Here is a 17,388-nt window from a genome sequence, read left to right as displayed (position 1 = left end):
GTTGTCAGCGAGTGATAGACCATCCGATACCAACCGATGGATCAGGGAGATTCAGCAGACTCCAGACAATAGAGCGTAGGATTGTTGTTGTGACCTGCACACGCGACAAAGAGAGCTCCATCTGCAACCGCAAGTCCTTCTAATGCTTTGGCAGGTGTCGGATGTGACCAGCGTTTGGCCCGCGTCCGTATCGTGCCGATTCCGCACCCTCCTTTCATAGCAAACGCATGGACGGCAGACCCATTACTGACATACATGGTATCACCAGCGCCAGCAGGTTTTGTGGTATCATACCGACCATCAACGCGCCATTTTTTCTTTGTGTCATAGTCTCGGATGGCTGTGAGTCCCTTGTGTCCAGCCGTATAAAACGTATACACCTCACCACCAGACGTGCCAACGTAGAGTGACGATGATTTGAAGCTGAAAGCAGAGATTGGCCCAAAAAGATCTCTCTGCCATATTTTCCTACCTGTCTTCAGATTGAATCGGCACAGCACTCCGGACTTAGTACCTGCGATGAGATGTGGATCAGAAACAGAATCGTCAGCAACGAGTGAGAACGCTGTATAGCGGTGGTTATCTGTGTGTGACCACCATACAGACTCCGTTGCTGCATCGAGTGCGTACATTCCCTTGTGCGCGATTGTACAGTACACGAGGCCATCGTGAACGATGGGTGAGGTGAACCATGGTGATTCTGTTGGGGAAAATCGCCACTGTTTGGTCCCAGAGGCTGCATCGAGTGCATGAATGCAGATATCGTTGGCAGATACACCGTCCCGTCAACGATTGCCGGCGTCCCCGAGGCCGATCCCACGTCGACGGTCCAGCGTTCACGGACGGTTTTCCGTGGTGCTTTCGCATCTGGCACGTATGCAGTCTTGGAGCTATCAGCTCGTGGTTGTGGCCAGTTTATCTTCGCATTTATTCCAGGTGTGATAGTAGAATCGTTACTGAGACATCCTGCGATGAGTACGCCGGTCATACTCCCTACTCCGCTCAGAAACGCCCGTCGGGAGACCACTGTATAAATACTTGAAATTAAAATAATACGCTTTTGGGAACGATTATGGAAATACGTACTGCGTTTCCGTCACTTACGATGGCTTGGGTAGGTCACCGATTTCACGCAATCGCCTTTTCGGCATTATAATAGAGAAAGCAGAACGTTCGGATTCATCGAATGATCTAGTTACAATGCTACGATCGAAACACAGGAATCGTTTGTCGATTACTCTGGGAAAAATTCGGTTTCGCGTTCGATGCCATCGATTTGGGATTTCTCTGTAGAATTGAGTTTCAGGGTAGTGGCATTACGGTTTGCCCTGAGGTGAGCTTTACTGGACGCTTTTGGGATCACAATAACGTTGTCCTTGTCCGTGAGCCACGCGATACACACTGCCTCTGGCGTCACAGCATGATTTTGTGCGACATCGACAACTTCAGGAATTTCACTGGCTCTTCCGTTCGCAAGTGGTGAATACGCCACGAGGTAGTAGTCATTTTCCTGTGCGTCGGCAAGGGTTCCATCGGGTTGGAACAGTGGGTGATACTCGACCTGATTGGCGAAGAGTGGTGCATCGAGCTGTTTCCGTGCTCTTTGCAGTTGTGGCACCTCAAAGTTCGATACGCCGATATGATTGACTATCCCCCGATTGACCAGTTCTTCGAACGCCGCAAATGTCTCTGATGGATCATACGTGTCCCGCGGACGGTGAACATAGAGCATGTCGATGTATTCGAGACCCAGACGGTCGAGACTTTCATGCGTGGATTGGATCACAGCCTCGTACTCAAGTTGGTCAATCCAGACCTTGGTCGAAACAAAGAGTGATTTTCGATCACAATCCGCACGGGCTATTCCTTCTCCAACGACCGATTCATTGTCGTAGATCTGTGCCGTATCAAGATGTCGATACCCACGTTCTATCGCAAGTACAATCGTCTCGGAATCCGCAATGCCCATCGTCCCGAGCCCAACTTCGTCGAGTGTCTCCATATGTCTGATTCTGTTCGGCTGCGGATGAGAATATCGTATTCACGCGGAAACAGCGTCAGAACGAATTCCGACCCGATTCCGATTCGATAGCAATGTCGTGGCCGGTTCCCGCTATTCCCAATGCAACGCTATACTCTTGCCACTGGCAAAACAAGTGAATCGACCGATCTCACGATTGAATAAAATCGTGTGAGTACGCTTGTGTATCATGTCTATGCAAAAGATATTTATGTACATTTCATCATTCACGTCCGTATGGTCCACCGTATAATGTCGCTTTACGAAAATGAGCATCTCCAAACTATTATTGGTACAGTCGCTGTGCTCATCGTATTCGTAGCGTTCACTGAGATGACGCTGCGAACAGTCGCTCCTCTAGTGATTGTGTTTTCGGGGATGATGATATATGATGTCATAGGTGAGAGCTACGATCTTCCAGAGGGCACGAATTGGCTCTTCTATGGAGCATCTGTTTTTGCTGCAGGCACTTATTTGATGATCAGCAACCTGACCTCGTTCGGGGGGCTCTTGGCTCTCTGTGGTCTCTGGTTTGTTTTCGATGGAATAACGAAAATACGATACGGACCGTCTCAGACGACACACGAGTACGTGTCCGACCTTGACAGCGGGATGACTGAGACGATGCTTCGAATGCAGACGTTGAACGTGGTGTATCAGACGCTTCGGGCCTCTACAAAGTCACGAACAGTAGCAGAGATAGCTACTGACTGTGAACTCACTGAATCACGCGTCGAAAGTGCCCTCAAATATCTTGAAAGCAACGGTCGTGTTGTGCAAGAAGAGAATAGATACCACGCCGAATCGCCTCGATTTGGACGATTAGAACCCGTAGTTCAGTTCCTCGTCTGGATCCCACATCGTGTACTTCGTCCGTTTCGCCGCATTGTCGTGAACGTTTGACCCCACTGTCGGTCGACTGTTTAGAGATTTTAACTGGGCTGAGTGCTTGCTCAACGTAACGAGGCAACCGCGACTTTCACACCTACATCATACTGGAATACGTAATTAAAAAATTCATTCGCCATTGATACCATATAATTTATATGTAATCGAAACAGATGTATGGTTTCAGAATTAGATGTTGATACAAGGATACCACGTATCGGATTCGAATCCCTCTCTCATTCAGCGCCTCTATCAGATGATGGTTTGGTTTCCATACTTCAAAGAACACCATACTTTACAAATAATATTTTAGAAACAGTACCGAAACACGGTTGAAATGATATAACATTTAGAATTGTATATAGAATATTTTATGTATAGGTGACGGTGAACTGCGAACAGTCTGTTTTCATCAATACACATTACATCGTTATTGTTGTAATAGTTTGTCTACAGATCTGTCAACCTTCGACTCTGTGCCTGCGGGATCGATAGGCGAAGGAAGCCATTACAATAGTAATATTGTAATATCCCGGGCGACTCCCGAGGCGATGATCGAAGACACGGGCTGTCGGAGTAGTGTGATAACAGGTTGGATTAGCGATGCTAAACGATCTCGTCGTCCAGTCAACGATTGTGGGGTGAACAGCGGACTGCAGCACACCACAAGTTCGTAGGCTGAAAAATGACGCTGTCGTATCCCGCACAGAGCACGTAACAGTTCGGAGCTGAAGATATCAGACCCCTCGGCTGTTTAGCATGGCTAATTTTGTGTTCGTGACTTTTCTGATGAATTCAGTAGAAACTCTCTGTCAAATCCGGCCTCAATACATCCAATAAGCCACAGAACGCCCTGTACTCGAAAGATGATCGATAACGCTTTCTAACGGTTGATAATACAGACACCTAATTGATAATTTGGACGTGTCACCACTCTTTCGTTCCTCTGTCAGTGATCCAATAACCAATCTCAGACATCACGAATGATTGTGTTATTATTGATCAATTACATCCATTAAAATCAGAAGTTTGCTCGTTCAGTATCGCTAATTGCCCCGTATATCCGCATATACAGTCGGTTCTGACGATCGTATCTAACATCCACTGATGGATGCACCATAATATTCATACATAGTGTGTGAAAATTGTGCGCCTCGTCGGAGAAATTACAACAGAATTGAAGGTGCCATCTCGGCTAGCTTGTATCCGAGGAATACCCCAAGAATACCCATTACGCCAGCGAAATCTGGCGGCGCTGGAATCGGGACGCCGACGGTCTTGAACACAGCTCCAGTTACAATCCCAGTTATCAGTGCTACGGCGACGAGTTCGAGATCCATGTTAGTGAGATCAATGGCGGTGTTATAGCGCTTTCGACGCGGAACCGATGATCTGGGCAAACGTTTATACTCCTTCTCAAACGACTGAATGCTGAAGCAATGGGACAGCAGACAGTCCATCCGACGATGCATCTCGAATATGAATCACTCAGCAGCTGTGCTGATTCTGGTGTTGAGAGAGACAGCTCGAAGTCGCGCTCAAACAAAAGTCGCTCTCTGAAGCATCTCTGCCGAGGATCTGTACGATGTTCACAGCGAAGGGGTTCACTGAATCACCAATGACAGCACCCACCATCGAATACTATGGTCTCTCATCCTACAGTATCAAGTGGAACGATCTCCATTTACTGGTTGATCCGTGGTTTACTGGACCGTCGTGGGATACGCCATCTCCAACATCGTTCGACGACGTTGATTATATCCTCGTCACTCACGGTGCCTACGATCATCTTGGTGATACAGTCCCGATTGCGGACGAGTATGGTGCACACGTGATTACCGAGCCCGCAGTCGCCGATCATCTTCTCGATCAGGGATTGCCAGCCAAACAAGTTACTCGGGTAATCTGGGGGAACCAGTTTGACGTTGGGGATGTCAGGTGCCGGGCTCTCGAAACGCGCCATCTGTCGTATTTCGAATCTGGCAACCAGCAACTCTCGGGAACCCCGCTGGGATTCTATTTCGAGTTTGAAACTGTAGACATCTATTATCTCGGAGACACGTCTATCTTCAGTGACCTGAAGCTGTTTGGCGAGTTGTACGCGCCACAGATCGCTCTGGTGCCGATTGGAGCCGCACCCGGTGCACGTGCACCGCTTCCGCCGCGAGAAGCTGCGATCGTCACCGAATGGTTGGGTGTCGACACTGTCGTGCCGGTCCATTATGTCCCAGGAAGCACTGAAATTGACGAATTCACAGAATCAATAATGGAAATTAAATTAGAAGAACGTCCAGAAATTGCGGCACTCGAGCCCACTGATCGATTCACATACGACGGATAACCGAATCCATAACTATCAGGCTAGTATAAGATACAGTTATATAGCATACCTCACAATTGTGGTTCGATGTCTAACCAGACTGCGGGAAGCGTAGCTGAGTCAATGGAACGCTTTGATCAACTCCCGATGCGGGTTGCGATGGGTTCGTACCAGCCACTAACCGATGAAACACTCCGATTAATGAAACAACTCGGTGTTGACGATGTACTCCTCACTCCCCATAGACATCCGGGGTTCGAATCTGCGATGCCAATGGGACGGGCGTGGACGATTGATGAAATTCAGGAGATCAAATCGAAAATTGAATCGCACGGACTTCGCCTCTTTGCGTTCGAAAAGATGCCGATTCCACTATACGAGATTCTACTTGGCGACGGTGACAAAGAAGCGAAGACTGAGGCAATCAAGACAACCATCCGGAACCTAGGTGAAGTTGGTGTGCCAGTACTTGGATACAGCGGCCATCCACCGGACGGGGCTGTGCGAACATCAAGAACAGTGCAAGTACGCGGTGGTGCCGAAGTGTCTGCGTTCGCAATGGATGATATCGATACTGAGACACTCCTCTATGACCGTGAGTACGAGGAAAAAGAGATCTGGGCCGCTTATGAATCGTATCTCCAAGCGGTCGTTCCGGTTGCCGAAGAGGCTGGTGTCACGCTTGGCGTTCACCCGAGTGATCCACCGATCGAGCGTCTCGGTGGCGTTCCTCTCTTGTTCCGAAACTTCGAGAATTTCAAGCGTGCGCTTGATCTCGTTCCGAGTGACAACCACGGTCTCAAGTTCTGTTTGGGATGTTGGTCAGAGATGGGTGAAGATCTCGTTGAGGTGCTTCGCTATTTTGGCGGCAAGAATATTATTTACGTCCATTTCCGAGATGTGATTGGAACAGTCCCGTCGTTCCACGAGACGTTTATCGACGATGAAGAGAGCAATTTTAATGAACACGAAGTAATGCAGACGCTCAGTGAGATTGGCTTTTCGGGGGTGATGACGCCAGATCACGTGCCAACGTTGGAAGGTGATACCGACTGGGAGTTCGGTAGCGTAAGTGGACGAACATTCACCGTGGGGTATCTGAAGGGACTGCTCAAAAGCATCAATGAACAGGCAGACGAATAACGATATCCCGACGGTACAATCGGCCGATAGCTGATGTACTGTCGATTGAATACCCTAACAGACACTATCACAGTGTAGTTCTGGTTTTCCGAATACTTATTATGATTCTCTCAAATCTATCAGTTGATGTCTTTGAGCATCTACTTCGCGGCACCCCTGTTCACGCAGGCAGAGTTAGATTTCAACGAACGCGTCTGTGGACTGTTGGAAGAGGAAGGACACGATGTCTTTTTGCCCCAACGCGACGGTCTTGAGAGCGATACCCTCTCTGAAGAGAAAGGTGCAGAGGACGCAATGCAAGAAATCTTCGAGCTCGATCGCAAGAACGTCCTTGACGCCGATTTGGTAACGGCAACACTCGATGGACGGGTCCCTTCGGAGGGCGTTTGTGTCGAAATGGCATTCGCGTATGACCACGATATCCCTGTTATTGCTCTCAAAACCGACCGTCGAACGTTCGGATTCCGTGAGGAGTACAATGCGATGTTGTATGGTCTATTCGAGGAGAAAGTAGATTCCCCCGAAGAACTCGTCACCGCAGTCCAACAGTACGACGAGTAAGCTGGGACAGCGTTTCGACGGGACTTGTCCAACGAACACGGAGTGATTACTGGAGACGAACCACAGAGTGGTTATCAGACACGAACATTTATATGTATGATATTCATTGTCGAGAGCGATGCAAGTCTACTTTGCAGGACCACTGTTCAACCAGGCAGAGCGAGCGTTCAACGAGCGTGTTTGTAAGGCACTGGAAGCAGAGGGCTACGAGGTGTTTCTCCCACAACGGGACGTCGGCGATATCGGTGAACTGGAGGTAATGGAACAAGAAAACGTCTCGACCGAAGACGTACTCCAAGAGATCTTCGAAGTCGATCGTCAAGGTGTTCTCGATGCCGATATCGTGACCGCGACACTCGATGGGCGTGTGCCTTCCGAGGGGACAGTCATCGAAGCAGCAATCGCCTACGAACACAACATTCCCGTTATCGGTCTGAAAACCGACCGTCGTGTGTTCGCAATGGATGAACCGTACAATGCCATGGTATTCGGGGTCCTTGATGACATCGTGTCGACACCGACTGAGCTCATAGACGCTGTCAACGAACAAGCAGCAGAACTCGCCCCGGAGCAGGAATAATCACGAACCGATGCACGCCCCACTATACGACATCCATCACAGTTCCTTGATCCAGTCTGTGCACTCCTGATGGTGGGTCTCGATCTACTGAGCACTGGAAGCAGCTACGCGCTCGGATCGGCCCTCGTCTGGGGCACATTTCTCTTTTATTTCAAGCGTTATTTCAACGAGTATCCATCAACGGTGGCGCTTGTGCTCACGAGCTCGTTCGGTATCGCGTGTTATCTTCCTGTTACGGCGTATACAGTGTGGTCAGGGACTCCATTATTTCCGTCGGCATTCAGTCTGACGGAGATCATATTTACACTGATTACAATTCTGATATTCTCACTCGCTCTCCTTACGTTCTACCACGCTGTCAGTACAGGGGCTGTGTCGGTAGTATCGCCGATCAGCAAGATTCATCCAGTGTTCATCGTGCCAATTGAACTCTTCTTTCTGGGAACACACGTATCGGTGCTCCAGCTGTTCGGGATTGTTTTGGCCACATTTGCGGTCTATCTCGCGAACTATTCGGGCGATGGGCTCTTCGTCCCGATACGAAAACTTGCGACATTTCGACCAGCACAGTTTGGCTTGTTGAGCGCCGTCCTCATGGCGCTCGTGAACGTCTCACAGCGGGTGCTGTTGCACGATATCGCGCTGACACCACAAGTGTGGGTTCTCATCAAGAACGGCGGGGTCGCGTTACTGTTTGTGCCAATCGCCGCTTCCAAGTGGTCGGTCGATGTCCGTGGGAATCTCGGTACATTCCTGATTGCCGGATTATTCATCGCGACGGGGGAGCATCTCGTCGCACTCGCATACGCAACGATTCCAGCGAGTGTTGCGGCACCACTCATTAGCTTACAGGCTATCATCGCAGTCATTTTGGGTGGACTCCTCCTCGGTGAAGATCATTTTACGATTCGGCTGTTTGCTGCACTCGTCGCCATATTTGGGATCGCGTTCGTCACGATCCCGCAGTAGTGCTCGCTAACCGAGATCGACCGCTCTCAAGGAATCTGTTTAACGATGATGAACAAGTTATTTTACCTCTTAGTGTACACTGGTATTCAATGAAGCAAGCAAAGAACCCGATCGGGGCGGTCGAAACAACCATTCAGCTCATCGAGGCGCTCGAACATCTCGACGGAGCGACCGTAACCGAACTCTCAGAGCACCTTGGGGTTACAAAGGGAACGGTTCACAACCACCTCGCAACTCTCAGAGAGCATCAGTACGTCGTCAATCAAGACGGCACGTATACATTGAGTCTCAAATTCCTCGTTATCGGCGAATATCTTCGAAATAACAGTGTTCTCTATACGAATGCAAAAGCGGAGGTTGAGCAGCTGGCCAAGGAAACGGGAGAGTATGCACACCTCTCGACCGAACAGAATGGACTCAGCCAGAAACTGCACAAAGTGCAGGGTGAGAACGCCATTGGAAAAGAGTACCAGCGAGCAAAGCTCCAGAATCCGGATTGTCTCCATTATACCGCGACTGGGAAGGCTATCCTCGGATCGTTGCCCAGAAAGCGCGTCGAAACGATCATCGACCACTATGGCCTTCCAGAGCGAACGAAGCACACGATCACTGATCGTGGAGAACTGTTCGAGACGATCGAGACCATTCGTGATCGGGGCTATGCGCTCAACGACGAGGAGGAGGTCGAACGAATGCGTGCGGTCGGTGCCCCGATCTGTGATAAGGACGGAACTGTCCTCGGTGCGGTGAGTGTCTCCGGTCCGATTAGTAGAATGAAGAACGAACAGTTCAGGGAGGTGTTACCCGAGAAAGTCATGAATACGGCAACCGTGATCGAGATGAACGTTAGCATGTCCGAACGAAGCGGAAACCTGCCACGATACGAGTAGTTAGACGAGCCGTTGACCAGTGTCGTCGAATATCCAGATGTTGTCCGGCGAAACACGAGCGTGGAGTGATTTCGATTCGTCAGTGATCGTACCTTGGCTCGTTATTGCGGTGAACTCCTTGTCGTCTACAGAGAGGTAGACGGCATCGTCTTTTCCATGCGGTTCCACTACGTTCACATCGAGCTCGAATTGACCGTTCTCGGCGTCGAGTTCGAGGTATTCAGGACGGAACGCCACTGTCACCTGCTGTCCTGATTCGAGTGATTGGTCGTCTTCAGTGACTGGTAATGAGAACCATCTGTTCTCGACGACGACTCCGTTATCACGACGTTCGACTGTGGCCTCAACCATATTCGCAGACGGAGATCCGATGAACTCGGCGACGAACTGATTCTGCGGTTCATTGTAAATATCGTATGCTGATCCGACTTGTTGAATTCGGCCTTCGTGCATGATGACGATCTTATCACCGAGCGTCATCGCTTCCTCTTGGTCGTGAGTGACGAAAACCATCGCCGTTTCGAGTTTGCGCTGAAGTTTTTTGACTTCAACGCGCATTTGGTCACGCAGCTTGGCATCAAGTGCGGAAAAAGGTTCATCGAGAAGAAACGCATCGGGCTCCATGACCATCGCACGTCCGAGGCTGACGCGTTGTTGCTGGCCACCGGATAGTGCTTTCGGCTTTCTATCGAGCAGATCTGAAAGACCGAGTAGGTCCGCCGCATGCTCTACACGCTCTTGTTTCGCTTCGTTCGTGAGGTCGGTCTTCATATCGAGACCGAACTGAATATTCTTCCGAACGGTCTTGTGTGGGTACAGCGTAATGTTTTGAAAGACGTACGCTAGGTTTCTGTCCTTCGGTTTCAGATCAGTTATCTCTCTTCCATCAATGGTGATTGTGCCAGAGTCCGGTGTTTCGAGACCCGCAATCATCCGGAGCGTTGTGGTCTTTCCACACCCGGACGGACCGAGCAGAACGACAAAATCTTCCGGCCCAATATCGAGGTCGACATCATCACAAGCGACGATGGTTCCTTTTGAAAACGTCTTTCGGAGATTCGTTATCTGAATGTATTCGTCCGCGTCGGATGATCGCTCCTCCGATTGGTCGCGTGGTTGTGGGGATTGGTTCGTAGTCATCAGATTCGTTGGCGAAGAGATTTTAGACGATATGTGTTAACTGTTATGGTGATCAGATGATTCACGTGAGCTTTGATTAACTACTGCAGTATTTGCCGGATACCCATAGTTATAAATGTCTGTGGAGGTCAGTGTGTAAAAGGTTGGCAAACAATGTCAAGAAGTCGCAATTCCATACCGTCAAAGAGCACCCGCCGTAGATTCCTTCAGGGAACAGGGGGTGTTATCACTCTCTCACTAGCCGGCTGCACCGATAGCTTGGGTGGGGGAGGCAGTTCTTCGAGCTCCTTCCAATTTTGGGATGTTCTCAACGCACAGTCACGGGCGGCAAAAGAGATAGTAGAGACCTCCGTTACCGAGTACAAAGACGCATCAGGGGCCACAGCCAGCGTCAACTACAGCGGCTATCAGCAGCTAACTGGGTCGAACTGGTACTCGAACTTCGAGCGTGGAAATGGGCCACACCTTTTCTCAGCGGATACGATCTTCACTGGCCGATTCGCCGAGGAGGGATGGCTGATGCCGTTCGAGGAGTGGAAGGGTTTGTTGGACGACGATGTCATCGAAAACATACAGTGGCTGATCGAACCATTCAAACAGTCAAACTCGTGGAAAGGGAAGCTCGGTATGGAGCAGGTGATTCACACACTTCCGATAATGGTCGCCCCACAAGAGCCGTTTCAAGTCCGTACGGACCACTTAGAGAAAGCGGGGCTAAATCCGAAGAAGGACTTCCCGCCGAAAAACTTCGATGACTTGCTTCGAGTCGCCACCGCGCTCAAAGAGAACGGCCCGTCGGATATTGGATTCCAACTACATGGTGACCTCTTCGATTGGTATACACTCTTAACGCCGATGGTGTTCGCCAACGGTGGTGAGGGTGGATACTTTGCGGATGACTTCACGAGGTGTCCGCTGGATTCGGATGTCTGGATCGATGCGATGGAGAAAACAGTCTCTCTGTATCGGGAGCACAAGGTCTCTGGACCTCAGACCCCAAATATCTCGACAGAACAGACCCTAGCATTGATGACGAGCGGTCAGGCGAGCATGAGTATTTGTGAGCCAATGGATATGCCACAGTTCGCCGAGAAAGGCCCCGAAAAGTTCACAAACGGTGACCTTCGGTGGGGTTCGTTCTGGGAAGGGTCCGGAGGACTTGGTTCGACATTGCTCCCGTTTGGAATGGGTGTGACGAAAAAACCGGACGGAGCGGACGAAGCAAAGTGGAAGAAACAACACGAGGCCGCGATTGGACTCCTAAACCGGTGGCTGTCAAAGGAGTTCCAGAAGAAGGTGTTCAAGAATACAGGTTTCTACCCGGTTCGTGAGGACGTGTGGGATGAAGTCGCAGACACGATCGATGGGGCCGAAAAGAATCAGGCACCTCAAACCATCAGATCGATGATCGAACGCACAGAACATTTCAACACAACGCATCCGCTCTATAACTCGTTTAGTGGCTCTACGATCGGTCCGAAGTTCCAGTCAGCACTGAAAGGTGAAATGTCACCGACTGAGGTCTGTAAGAAAGCAGCAGTAGAAGGAAATAAACAGCTAGACGAGTACTGGTCGAGTAGACAATGAACGAGAGAATCAAGTGGCGAACAACGAGGATACAGACCAATAGAGAGGACGATGAGCGTCATTGAACGACCAGGATTCAAATCCCGCTACAACGCAGCCCGATCGACCCTCAGTGAGCATTGGTTCTCGTACTTGTTGCTAGCGCCAACGCTGCTGTTTCTGATGGTGCTCGTCTGGGTTCCGTTCTTGAAGGGTGTTTGGATGAGTCTCCACCAGTGGCCGTTCGGGAGCGGCGATCCAACCTTCGTTGGACTTTCGAACTACGAATACCTGTTCTCCTGGGGACCGTTCTACACATCACTCAAGGCAACGTTCGTCTTCGCCTTGACGACCGTTGTCCAATTGGGAACAGCACTGCTTGCAGGGCTATTGGTTGTCAATCTGGATCGGTTCAAGAATCTCGTGAGTGCATCGTTCCTTATTCCGTACACAATGCCACCGGTAGCGACCGGAACCATCTGGCTGTACTTACTCGATCCGAGCCTCGGCCCTGTTTTCAAATTCCTGACGCAGTATGGAATTCTGGAACAGCCGATTTACTGGGCCTCACAGGGTAACCTTGCGTTGGCCGTCGTCACGCTCGTAACCGCATGGACATTTTGGCCGTTCATGTTCATAATCATACTTGCTACGTTGGAATCGATCCCGACTGAATACTACGAGAGCGCTCGAATGTACGGAGCAGGACGCTGGGACACCTTCTGGCACATCACTCTGCCACAACTTCGAAGCGCGATTCTCGTCGCATTCAGCATCCGGCTTGCGTGGAATATGACCAAAGTCTCGCAGACAATTCAGATGACTGGTGGCGGTCCTGGATACGATACCTCTCTCTTAGCAGTGTTTCTCTACCGATTCGCCTACGATCAGGGACAGATGGGGATGGCGTTTACCGTTGGTGTAATCTTGCTCATCATCATGTTGGTGTTCATCGTCCTCTTCATCCGTGAATTCGAAATGCAGGAGGCCCACGCATGAGTATCGCCAACCGAGTCGGATTCAGCACCGATGGCTACTTTAAATTCGCCACGCGGGTGCTAGCGTTCTTGCTCGTCTCCATTTCGGTCTTTCCGATTCTGTACACGCTCCTCATGACGTTTCGGCCCGCAAACGAGTTTTACTCGAACAGCGTGCAGCTATTCCCACACCAGCCGACGTTCGAAAACTGGATCTTTGCGTTCTCGGAACTGAGCGACGCACTCGTCAACAGCTTCATTATCGCATCGGGAACGACTGCTCTGTCGCTACTCATTATCGTTCCCGGAGCGTACGTCTTCGGGCGCAAGCAATTCCCGGGGAAGACGTCTTTCTTCTACATCATCATCGTCGCGCTGATGTTCCCCTACATTTTGCTCATCGTCCCAATCGCGGACTTCTGGTATACCATTGGACTGTACGACACGATCCCGGGCATGTGGATCTCATACCAGCTGTTCGTTGCGCCGTTCGCCATCTGGATTCTTCGTGATTACTTTGCGAAGCTCCCCAAGAACATTGAGGAGTCAGCTCAGATGTACGGCTGTACGCAGTTTTCGGCGTTTGTTCGAGTCATTCTGCCAATAGCTGCACCAGCTATCGTTGCGATCGCGTTCCTGTCGTTCCTCACTGCGTGGAATGACTTTCTGATGTCGAGTATGCTCACAACGGGGACGGGGCCGCGACCAGCCGTCGTCGAGTTGTTCATCACAGTGGCCGGTGGCGACACCAGCGACTGGGGCCTCATCACGACAGAGACCCTTATCATCGGGATTCCACCCACAGTATTGTATCTCTGGGCTCGCAACTACCTGTCTGAATCGTTCGAAATGACATAAAAACACAAAAATGACACGAGATACACTTACGCATCACGACGAAGCACTCATCGACGAAGCTAAACGAGTCGTTACGGAAAATTACGTCCACGGACGCCACTACGTTGGTTCAGCGGTTCGAACGGCATCTGGGAACGTATACGCTGCGGTTCACATCGAAGCGAACGTTGGCCGTGCATCGGTCTGTGCCGAACCCATTGCGCTTGGGAAAGCTGCCTCCAACGGGGAGACCACTATCGAGGCAATTGCATCGGTCCGCCATCCGGGGCCGGATGACGACGGTGAGATTCGAGTTGTGTCTCCCTGCGGAGTTTGTCGCGAGCTCATCTCCGATCTCGGGGCAGATATCGAAGTCATTTACGCAGAAGACGGTGCTCTCGATAAAGCTCAAGCTATCGACCTCTTGCCCGGAAAGTACGTGAAGAGCTATCGGAAAACCTACCTTGAGTAGTCGGCTGCGCCCCAATAGCTCAAAGCACGACGGGCAACTAAATCAGCACTCGGGGCTTTCTGGCGTGGTCACCGGAGCACCGAAACGGAACACGACGTGTCCACATAGCGGTAGCGAACAACATTCGAATGCGTATTCGGCGAAAGTTTTTAGCGTGGGGCCTCAGATATGCCGGTGTCGAAAATGGACTATGAAATAGATGGAAATGTAGCCGTCGTCGCGGCTTCGAGTAGCGGTCTCGGGAAAGCGTCAGCGAAAGCACTGGCGAGCGAGGGTGCACACGTCGTTATCAACGGTCGAACTGAAGATCGTCTCGAAGAAGCCACAGCAGATATCCGATCTATCGCCGAGGGTGATGTTCTGGCTGTTCGAGGAGATCTAACAGATCCAGATGATATCGCACATTTGATCGACCGAACGATCGAGGAGTACGGCACGATCGATCACCTCGTGACCAACGCTGGTGGTCCACCAAGCGGATCGTTCATGGAGACAGACGACGAGGACTGGTACGAGGCATTCGACCTCCTCGTGATGAGCGTCGTCCGTCTCGTCCGTGCGGCTGCCCCGCATCTCCGTGAGAATGGTGGGACCCTCGTTACCATCACTTCTCGGAGCGTCAAAGAGGCAATTCCTTCGCTAGTACTTTCGAATGCCGTTCGGATGAGCGTTATCGGCCTCGAGAAGACGCTTTCAACGGAGCTCTCTCCGGACGTACGATCGAACGCTGTTCTCCCAGCGCCTCACGAGACGGCCAGACAGCAGGAACTAATCCAAGACGCTGTCGATCGGGGGGAGTACGAAACCTACGAGGCTGGTCTCGATGCTAAGGGCACGATCAACCCGCTCGGACGTATCGGTGACCCAATGGAACTTGGTGAGGCTGTCGCGTTTCTCTCGTCGGAGTGTTCGAGTTTCATCAACGGCGTTGCGATTCCAGTTGATGGAGGACAGGGTGCGTCCAATCTATAACCGAGATTATGACACGACTTGCACGAACAATTGACGGCAGACCGTTGCTCGGCGACGACGACGGATTTGTTCCGTTGTCCTCTGTCGACCCGTCGCTTTCGACGATTCGAGAGACGCTTTCACTCGCTGCCGAAGGTAGTCTTCCGACGCCAGACGAGGCGGCGGCGAGTCGAATACCTTCAGCGCAACTCTCGTTCGCTGCACCGTTTGAACGCCCGGGGAAGCTCTGGGGGATTGGGCTGAACTACGCTGACCATGCGTCTGATCTGAACGAGGATCGGCCGACTGAACCGGCGAGCTTCATGAAACCCGCCACGACAGCAACCGGTCCCGGTGGACCAATTCGGCTTCCACCCCGCGACCTAACGGATCGGGTGACAGCGGAAGCCGAGCTCGCCGTGGTTATTGGACAGACCTGCTCTGACATCGATGTGTCTGCTGCAGAACACGTTGTCGCTGGATTCATCCCGGTTATCGATATGACCGCAGAGGACATCTTAGAACGGAATCCCCGCTTTTTGACGAGAGCGAAAAGCTTCGATTCATTCTTCGTTTTCGGTCCATCGCTTGTGACTACCGATCAAGTTGGGCCGTTAGACGATCTCTCGGTTCGAACGATCGTTAATGGGGAGGTCGCTGCGGAAAATCAGATCCGGAATATGATGACCTCCCCGTACGAACTGGTCGCATTCCACTCGAAAGTCATGACGCTCGAACCAGGGGACGTGATAGCAACGGGAACGCCCGGTGCAAAACACATTATCCCCGAAGATAGTGTTCGAGCCGAGATCGATCGCGTTGGCGCTGTCGAGTCAGACGTGGTTGGATGACGAACGGATATGAGAACAGCAATCAAAGTGATTGAATAGCAGATCAGCAACAAATACCCATGAAAATTGAAGAAATAGAGAGCTTTGCCGTATCGATCCCGTTAGAAGAGCCCGTCGCATTTGCGACCCGTGTCGTTGAAGAGCGCGATCATGCCATTGTCTACGTTCGAACAGAGGATGGCACAGAGGGCGTTGGATACACACTCGGCTATGGTGGGGCAAGTGTCGTTGCAAAGGCTGTCGAAAGCGTTCTCGCACCAATGATCGAGGGCGAAGATCCCCGCGATACGTCACGTCTTTGGCGAGAGATGTTCGATGGAACTGTCCAGATCGGCCGCAAAGGCGTGATGGTTCGGGCCATCTCGTGTATTGACATTGCCCTCTGGGACATCAAAGCAAAGGCCGCAGGGATGCCGTTGTATAAACTACTCGGCGGATACGCCGACGAGGTTCCAGCCTACGCTAGTGGAGGGTACTACCGCGAGGGAAAAGATCTCGACGGACTCCGCGAGGAGATGGAGACGTATGTCGACCGAGGGCACGACGTCGTGAAGATGAAAGTCGGTCGAAAACCCCTCGAAGAAGAGGTAGAGCGAGTCCGCGTTGCCCGCGAGGCAATCGGTCCGAATCGGACACTCCTCATGGACGCAAACGGCAAATGGACCAACAAGCAAGAGGCTGTCCGCGCTTGTCAGGCGTTTGCTCCGTATGATCCGTATTTCATCGAAGAGCCCGTAATGCCCGATAGCCTCGATCTCTATCGTGAGGTCAACGAGTCACTCGACTACGCGGTTGCCGGTGGTGAGTTGGAGTTCAACCGATACGGATTCGCGGATCTTCTCCGCGAGAACGCCGTTGAAATCATCCAACCAGACGTCACCGTCGTTGGTGGTGTCACTGAGTGGATGCGTGTCGCTGACATGGCCGCGTGTCACGACATCCCAGTTGCACCGCACTACAATTGGGATCTGCATATTCAGCTGCTCGCAGCCATTGAGAACGGCCTCTGGATCGAATATTTCTACCGCGATTCAGATGTGAAAGCCTTCGACGATGTGCTCACGTACCCGGTTGAACCAACAGACGGGATGATCGAACTCCCCCAACGTCCCGGTCATGGCGTTGAACTCGATCGACCCGCACTCGAAGCGTTCCGGGTATAGTGGCCAATTTCGTAGTCGAGTCATCACTCACCTGAACACTTTTATAAGATGCCGATAAAT

General features: G+C 51.2%; 18 protein-coding genes. 14 read left to right on the top strand and 4 right to left on the bottom strand.

The features are described from left to right. Positions 1-41: 41 nt before the first annotated feature. Together MW898_RS06735 and MW898_RS06730 are read right to left on the bottom strand one after the other, a co-directional pair. Positions 42-755 (bottom strand): outer membrane protein assembly factor BamB family protein, encoded by a 714-nt coding sequence (locus MW898_RS06735; protein WP_248909722.1) that lies wholly within the window; start codon positions 753-755, stop codon positions 42-44. A 479-nt stretch (positions 756-1,234) separates the two neighbouring features. Then, entirely contained in the window at positions 1,235-2,002 is a 768-nt protein-coding gene (locus MW898_RS06730; RefSeq protein WP_248905654.1) for an aldo/keto reductase, read from the bottom strand. Between the two features lie 255 nt (positions 2,003-2,257). Between MW898_RS06730 and MW898_RS06725 the strand changes: the two genes are divergently transcribed. Then, entirely contained in the window at positions 2,258-2,923 is a 666-nt protein-coding gene (locus MW898_RS06725) for a hypothetical protein (protein ID WP_248905652.1), read from the top strand. 1,151 nt (positions 2,924-4,074) lie between these two features. Here the strand turns inward: MW898_RS06725 and MW898_RS06720 are convergent. Beyond that, the gene (locus MW898_RS06720; RefSeq protein WP_248905650.1) at positions 4,075-4,308 is read right to left on the bottom strand and encodes a XapX domain-containing protein; all 234 of its coding nucleotides are present in this window, start codon (positions 4,306-4,308) and stop codon (positions 4,075-4,077) included. 185 nt (positions 4,309-4,493) lie between these two features. On the opposite strand from MW898_RS06720, the gene MW898_RS06715 reads away from it, so the two are divergent. From MW898_RS06715 to MW898_RS06690, 6 genes are all read left to right on the top strand, one after another. Then, positions 4,494-5,249: an MBL fold metallo-hydrolase gene (locus tag MW898_RS06715; RefSeq protein WP_248905648.1), complete on the top strand. Its 756-nt coding sequence runs from the start codon at positions 4,494-4,496 to the stop codon at positions 5,247-5,249. Between the two features lie 66 nt (positions 5,250-5,315). Further along, on the top strand, positions 5,316-6,371 hold the full coding sequence (locus tag MW898_RS06710) for a mannonate dehydratase (RefSeq protein ID WP_248905646.1): 1,056 nt from the start codon (positions 5,316-5,318) through the stop codon (positions 6,369-6,371). A 126-nt stretch (positions 6,372-6,497) separates the two neighbouring features. After that, positions 6,498-6,932: a nucleoside 2-deoxyribosyltransferase gene (locus MW898_RS06705; RefSeq protein ID WP_248905644.1), complete on the top strand. Its 435-nt coding sequence runs from the start codon at positions 6,498-6,500 to the stop codon at positions 6,930-6,932. Positions 6,933-7,050: 118 nt separating this feature from the next. Then, positions 7,051-7,512: a nucleoside 2-deoxyribosyltransferase gene (locus MW898_RS06700; RefSeq protein ID WP_248905643.1), complete on the top strand. Its 462-nt coding sequence runs from the start codon at positions 7,051-7,053 to the stop codon at positions 7,510-7,512. Positions 7,513-7,581: 69 nt separating this feature from the next. Then, positions 7,582-8,481 carry a DMT family transporter gene (locus tag MW898_RS06695; protein ID WP_248905641.1) on the top strand — a complete coding sequence of 300 codons (900 nt, stop codon included), beginning with the start codon at positions 7,582-7,584 and terminating at the stop codon, positions 8,479-8,481. An 89-nt stretch (positions 8,482-8,570) separates the two neighbouring features. Beyond that, positions 8,571-9,371: an IclR family transcriptional regulator gene (locus tag MW898_RS06690; protein ID WP_248905639.1), complete on the top strand. Its 801-nt coding sequence runs from the start codon at positions 8,571-8,573 to the stop codon at positions 9,369-9,371. On the opposite strand, the gene MW898_RS06685 is transcribed toward MW898_RS06690, so the two are convergent. Next, a complete protein-coding gene (locus MW898_RS06685) occupies positions 9,372-10,511 on the bottom strand; it encodes an ABC transporter ATP-binding protein (RefSeq protein WP_248905638.1) in 1,140 nt (379 codons plus the stop codon). It lies immediately after the preceding gene. 153 nt (positions 10,512-10,664) lie between these two features. On the opposite strand from MW898_RS06685, the gene MW898_RS06680 reads away from it, so the two are divergent. The 7 genes from MW898_RS06680 (at position 10,665) to MW898_RS06650 (ending at position 17,328) form a co-directional block, all read left to right on the top strand. Continuing rightward, the gene (locus tag MW898_RS06680; protein WP_248905637.1) at positions 10,665-12,098 is read left to right on the top strand and encodes an ABC transporter substrate-binding protein; all 1,434 of its coding nucleotides are present in this window, start codon (positions 10,665-10,667) and stop codon (positions 12,096-12,098) included. Between the two features lie 51 nt (positions 12,099-12,149). Then, the gene (locus MW898_RS06675; RefSeq protein ID WP_248905636.1) at positions 12,150-13,076 is read left to right on the top strand and encodes a carbohydrate ABC transporter permease; all 927 of its coding nucleotides are present in this window, start codon (positions 12,150-12,152) and stop codon (positions 13,074-13,076) included. Continuing rightward, positions 13,073-13,912: a carbohydrate ABC transporter permease gene (locus MW898_RS06670; protein WP_248905635.1), complete on the top strand. Its 840-nt coding sequence runs from the start codon at positions 13,073-13,075 to the stop codon at positions 13,910-13,912. The genes MW898_RS06675 and MW898_RS06670 overlap by 4 nt, the downstream gene beginning before the upstream one ends. A gap of 10 nt (positions 13,913-13,922) precedes the next feature. Then, positions 13,923-14,363 (top strand): cytidine deaminase, encoded by a 441-nt coding sequence (locus tag MW898_RS06665; RefSeq protein ID WP_248905634.1) that lies wholly within the window; start codon positions 13,923-13,925, stop codon positions 14,361-14,363. A gap of 183 nt (positions 14,364-14,546) precedes the next feature. Further along, the gene (locus MW898_RS06660; protein ID WP_248909721.1) at positions 14,547-15,335 is read left to right on the top strand and encodes an SDR family oxidoreductase; all 789 of its coding nucleotides are present in this window, start codon (positions 14,547-14,549) and stop codon (positions 15,333-15,335) included. 8 nt (positions 15,336-15,343) lie between these two features. Continuing rightward, positions 15,344-16,165: a fumarylacetoacetate hydrolase family protein gene (locus MW898_RS06655; protein ID WP_248905633.1), complete on the top strand. Its 822-nt coding sequence runs from the start codon at positions 15,344-15,346 to the stop codon at positions 16,163-16,165. A 59-nt stretch (positions 16,166-16,224) separates the two neighbouring features. Further along, positions 16,225-17,328, top strand: coding sequence for a mandelate racemase/muconate lactonizing enzyme family protein (locus tag MW898_RS06650; RefSeq protein ID WP_248905632.1), 1,104 nt, complete (start codon positions 16,225-16,227; stop codon positions 17,326-17,328). Positions 17,329-17,388 lie beyond the last annotated feature (60 nt).

Origin of the sequence: Halocatena marina (assembly GCF_023276375.1) — an archaeon.
GTDB classification, from domain to species: Archaea; Halobacteriota; Halobacteria; order Halobacteriales; family Haloarculaceae; genus Halocatena; species Halocatena marina.
The sequence above is the reverse complement of the archived record's forward strand: the minus strand, read 5'-3'. Positions and strand labels throughout refer to the sequence as shown.